Annotated in this window: 2 protein-coding genes and 1 pseudogene; 2 read left to right on the top strand and 1 reads right to left on the bottom strand. The window is 60.4% G+C overall.

The window, feature by feature from the left end; genetic code table 11:
- Nucleotides 1-270, top strand: a pseudogene (locus tag HK23_RS13980) (bifunctional methylenetetrahydrofolate dehydrogenase/methenyltetrahydrofolate cyclohydrolase); the annotation flags it as partial.
- Nucleotides 267-1,019, top strand: coding sequence for a methylenetetrahydrofolate reductase (locus HK23_RS13985; protein WP_086654394.1), 753 nt, complete (start codon nt 267-269; stop codon nt 1,017-1,019). The pseudogene HK23_RS13980 and the gene HK23_RS13985, both read left to right, overlap by 4 nt.
- A gap of 143 nt (nt 1,020-1,162) precedes the next feature.
- On the opposite strand, the gene HK23_RS13990 is transcribed toward HK23_RS13985, so the two are convergent.
- Nucleotides 1,163-1,385: YbhB/YbcL family Raf kinase inhibitor-like protein (locus tag HK23_RS13990; RefSeq protein ID WP_143217587.1), on the bottom strand; the 223-nt coding region annotated here is incomplete at its 5' end.

Raw genomic sequence — 1,385 nt, forward strand, 5'->3', positions numbered from 1 at the left:
GATATTCTGGTGGTCGCCACCGGCTGCCGGGAACTGGTGCATGGTGACTGGATTAAACCCGGCGCCACCGTGATTGACGTTGGCATTACCCGCGTCACCACCGAGACTGGCAAAACCCGTCTGGTGGGTGATGTGGTGTTTGATGAAGCTGTGAAAGTAGCAGGCCGCATCACGCCCGTTCCCGGCGGTGTTGGCCCCATGACCATTGCCTGCCTGCTGAAAAATACTCTGACAGCCGCCCGCCTGCTTGTAACGGGGAAATCCGAATGAGCCTTTCCCGTCTTTCCGTCGAGCTGATCCCGCGCAGCGAGGACGCACTGGCGCAGGACGTCGCCAGTGTGAAAACCCTGTTCCCGGCCGCGGATACGCTGAACATCCCGGATCTGATGCGCTTCCCGCTGCGGAGCTGGGACGCTGCGGCTCTGACCATGCCGCAGTTTGGCACGGTTGTTCCGCACGTGCGCGCCATTGATATCGCCCCCGGTGCCCCCCTGCCCGGCAGCGACGTGCCGGGGCTGAAGGAAGTGCTGGTGGTACATGGCGACCCTCCGGCTGACCTTGCCCACCGCACCTATCCCAACAGCACGGAAAGCATTATCCGCCGCTACCGGAAGGAAGCGCCGCACCTGCGTATTTACGCAGCCTTCGACCCGTATCGCCGTGCACCCTGGCGGGAGCTGGAAGATATTGCCCGTAAGAAGGATGCAGGCGCAGAAGGGTTTTTCACACAGCCGGTGTTTGACCTGAAGCTGTTCGACCTGTGCCGCGAATGGTTGCAGGATGAACAGGTTTTCTGGGGTCTCTCCCCCGTGATCGGCCCGCGCTCCCGCTCCTACTGGGAGACGACCAACCATGTGGTCTTCCCCAAGGATTTTGAGCCCACGCTGGACGCCAATATCCAGTTTGCCCAGTCCGTGCTGCGCCAGCTCTCGCAGGATCAGGGCTGTGCCTACCTCATGCCGCTACGAGTCAAACTGGACCAGTATCTGCCGCCCCTCATGAGCGCTTTAACGGCCTGACCGCCGTTAAGACTCCGGCGTTTTATTTGGCTGCTGGCCATACATTCTTATCAAACAAAAAAACCGGCTGTGCCTCTGCAAAAAGCAGGCATAGCCGGTTTTTTATGCCGTAACAGAACGCTAACTCTTATCGCTCGCAGGCATCAGGGTTTCTGGCCACTGTAAAGAGCTGTCAGGCTGGCAGAGGCCAGTTTGTGGTGGTGCACCATAAAGCCCACCAGTGCCGGGCTGGCATCCGGGGCAATATCCAGTTTGGGCACATCCAGCGCATAGACGCTGAAAATGTAGCGATGCGCCGGACCCGGAGGGGGTGCTGCCCCGCCATAGCCGGGAGCGCCAAAATCGGTGCGCACCTGCACGGCACCC

Source organism: Acetobacter malorum, from assembly GCF_002153605.1.
Classification (GTDB): Bacteria; Pseudomonadota; Alphaproteobacteria; order Acetobacterales; family Acetobacteraceae; genus Acetobacter; species Acetobacter malorum_A.

Excerpts from the sequence above, each read along its gene's own strand:
- HK23_RS13985 (WP_086654394.1), top strand. The coding sequence starts at position 267 with ATGAGCCTTTCCCGTCTTTCCGTCGAGCTGATCCCGCGCAGCGAGGAC.